Annotated in this window: 3 protein-coding genes; 1 reads left to right on the top strand and 2 read right to left on the bottom strand. The window is 47.3% G+C overall.

Annotation, left to right across the window (positions count from 1 at the left end; all coding sequences use genetic code 11):
* Positions 1–2: 2 nt before the first annotated feature.
* Together lolB and ACTHUM_RS10975 are read right to left on the bottom strand one after the other, a co-directional pair.
* A complete protein-coding gene (gene lolB, locus ACTHUM_RS10970; protein WP_440402886.1) occupies positions 3–587 on the bottom strand; it encodes a lipoprotein insertase outer membrane protein LolB in 585 nt (194 codons plus the stop codon).
* Between the two features lie 56 nt (positions 588–643).
* Positions 644–2,506 (bottom strand): tetratricopeptide repeat protein, encoded by a 1,863-nt coding sequence (locus ACTHUM_RS10975; RefSeq protein ID WP_440402887.1) that lies wholly within the window; start codon positions 2,504–2,506, stop codon positions 644–646.
* 175 nt (positions 2,507–2,681) lie between these two features.
* Here ACTHUM_RS10975 and ACTHUM_RS10980 point away from each other — a divergent pair.
* The coding region (locus ACTHUM_RS10980) for a CoA pyrophosphatase (RefSeq protein WP_440402888.1) at positions 2,682–3,242 on the top strand (561 nt) is incomplete at its 3' end.

Here is a 3,242-nt window from a genome sequence, read left to right on the forward strand (position 1 = left end):
CTCTATTTGCGTGCTGCGCATCGGGTTTGTCCATTCTTATCCAAAGAGTGGTTTACCGTGTCGAACACCAAGCGGATATTAAACTTGGCATTCTCAAGTTGAAGCGTTTTGGGCTGTCCTGAACTATTTAAAGTACGCGATATTGTCCAGTCAAACTGCTCCAGACGGCCATCAGGCAGGATTTTGTATGGCGCATTGGCAACGCGTTTACCATCAGCCCAAATATGCAGATATTGAACCGGCAAAGCAAAGCCTAAAAGCTGTCTGCTCAATTCCTCAGCCGTCTCCGCCTGATAAACCTTACCCTTACTGTCTACTGCCAATACGCCTTCACTGTCTTGACACAGCTGACCTACGGTATTGCCCAACGGTGTATTCACATCAATGGTTTGAACCGCGTTTTGATAAGTCCAATCGAAATTAGCATAAGAGCCTTTGCCTTCCATTTTGACAGCCAAGCGACCGTCTGCGCTAAAATCCTGTACCTGCTCGGCCGCTTGCCAACTGTTTTGCTGAGGTAAGTTTGGCTGCGCACAGGCAGCTAAAAGCAATAAGGCTGCAACCGATGATAATTGTTTTAAATTCATGGACATTCCTTCATAGGCCGTCTGAAATCAAACACTTTTCAGACGGCCTTTTGATTTTATTTGTGTTTTTGAGTATGCGGTTTACTGGACGTTATACCGAATTTAGACATTGTCTCTTTTAATACTCGGAGATTGCTTCCGCGTTTCAAACCGTCATTCCAGATTTCTTTGGCCTTGTCTTGGTCGCCAAGCGTCCATAGGACTTCACCCAAATGTGCGGCGACTTCGGCTTCAGGTTCTTTTTCATAGGCATATTGGATATACGGCCAAGCCATTTGGGCATCGCCTTTAAGATAATATGCCCAGCCTACACTGTCATTAATGGCTGCGCTTTCTGGCTCCATTTGATAGGCCGTCTGAACCATTTTAAACGCTTCTTCCAAATCCTTGCCGCTGGACAACAAGGTATAGCCCAAAGCATTCCAACCGTGCGGATTGTCCGGATACAACTCAACAACTCGGCGCAAATCGGCAATCGCCTTTCCTGGCTGATTCAGCTTCTCATACACCATCGAACGCTGATACAGCACATTGGCAAGCAACTCTGGAGAAGCTTGGGTTTTCAAGGATTTTTCGGTGGAATTTACCAAGCTGTTCAAAGCGTTCAATGATTCTTGCAGATTGGTATTTTTAGACAATACGAACAAAGCCGTATTCAGCAAATCACTGGCTTCAAAATAACGTCCTCTTCGCTCGGGCATTTTTTGTGCGCGTTGTACCAATGCCCAAGCCTCTTTATGGTTGCCCTGTTTGGCTTCGATGGAAGCAGCCAAAATGGTTTTATCAAACGCATAAGCCGTAGCCGTGACCTTGGCCAGCCATTGTTTGGCTTTGGCAAAATCCTCGGCATCATTGTAAGACACCGCGCCAATCAATGCCGCACGGCTGCGCTGCTCTTCCGTACCGGCTTTATAAGCCTTTTCCAGATAACTGTTTACCGCAGAAATATTTTCCGTCTTGCTGGCTGACAATAAGGCGGCCTGAATATACAAATCAGGGTTTGGATTTTCCTCTAATAAAGTCTGCAAACGCTTGAATGCCTTATCATTTTGGCCATGGGCGATCAAATTGGCGATATCCAATTCCTGCCAAATCGGAGATAAGGTTTTGGTGTCTGTATCTTTGAAGAAGCCGTCCAAAATATCAGGATGCCGTTGCGCCATCAGCCGCAGGGTAACAAAAGTCGGCGGCAGAATTTCGTTGTCCAACTTGGCCAATCGCTGCAATGCCGCAATGGCATGTTTCTTTTGACCGTCTTTTGCACTAAAAATTGCATCCGCAATCGCTGCTTCAGGGAAGTCTTTATAATTCAAGGCCGTTTTATGCACTTGTTTGACCGCATCGCTGGTCAGATTCGGCTGTTGGGCTGCGGTTTGTGCCAAAAGCAGGAACACGCGCTTTTGCTCGTCTTCACTACCGCCGGCAATCACCTTGTCCAATCCGCTCAAATTCTTATCGGCTTTACCCAGCAGCAAATTGCGCAACCAAGTCATGCGCTTTTGTGTTTCACCAGGCTCCGGCTCGATTTCACGCCATTTTTGGTAAATGGCTTCAGCCTGTTCAAATGCGTTTAAAGAAACCGCCATCTCCAAAGCGCGCTCGGCTACTTCGGGAGATTTGGTGCGATGCAACGTCAAAATATACGTAAACAGTGCAGAAGCCGCATCGCCCTTTTGTAAAGCCAGTTCTGAATTTAACAAAGTGAAAACCTGCGAGGTGCGGTTTTGTATACCCAACAGACGTATCCGCTCCTGCTCGCGCTCTTCGGGAGAAAAACGGTCGGCACGGCTTTTCTTTTTAATAATCTTAGCTGATTCAAAAACTGCATTTGAATCGCCGGGCGCGGCAAAAGTTTGTGTAGCAAACAACATCATGACAGCCGCAGCTGCTACTCGAATACGGGATGGGGAAAACAACATAACTATCCTTTTTGAGAACCTGCCGGCATTTTCAGACGGCCTAAGCATCTGCAAAACAGACGCAAAGCTTTATTTATCATTCAGGCATAACTGTAACACACGCACTCTATTTTGTTGACACGGTAACCGTAAACCTTGTGTAATCCTCATCTGCATAAAACGATCGGCGCCAAAAATGAATACCGACCACCTTATCCATTTCCTCACTCAAGCTTCACACTTCAGCAGCCGTATGCAAGCAGAGCGCAATCAATTATTTACCGCCCACACGGTCAAAGAAGCAGCCGTTTTGGTCGGTATTGTCTTGCATGAAGGAACGTGGCAAATCTTACTGACCAAAAGAGCCGAGACCTTAAGGCAGCACACCGGGCAAATCGCCTTTGCCGGCGGCCGCAAAGATGTCCAAGACGACAGCCTAACGGCAACGGCGTTAAGAGAAGCTTATGAAGAAACCGCCATTCCGATTACTGCATGGCAAACTTTTGCGCCGCTACCCTTTTATGACACGCCTTCCGGCTACCGTGTTACACCTGTTCCGGCAATTTGCGTCCAGCCCGTCAACCCCAAAGCCAACCCCGACGAAGTAGCAGAAATTTTTTATCTGCCTTTGGATTGTGCCTTAAACCTGCAAAACTATACATTCCGTCAACTTCATCACAACAATCAAACCCTCGCCCTCCCCGCCCTGCCTTTCCAACACTACGACATCTGGGGGCTGACCGCACTCATTCTATAC

This window comes from Neisseria sp. P0021.S006 (assembly GCF_051956895.1).

What these genes read in the sequence shown, in the direction of transcription:
- lolB (WP_440402886.1), bottom strand. Translation starts at nt 587, where the DNA reads ATGAATTTAAAACAATTATCATCGGTTGCAGCCTTATTGCTTTTAGCT.
- ACTHUM_RS10975 (WP_440402887.1), bottom strand. Translation starts at nt 2,506, where the DNA reads ATGTTGTTTTCCCCATCCCGTATTCGAGTAGCAGCTGCGGCTGTCATG.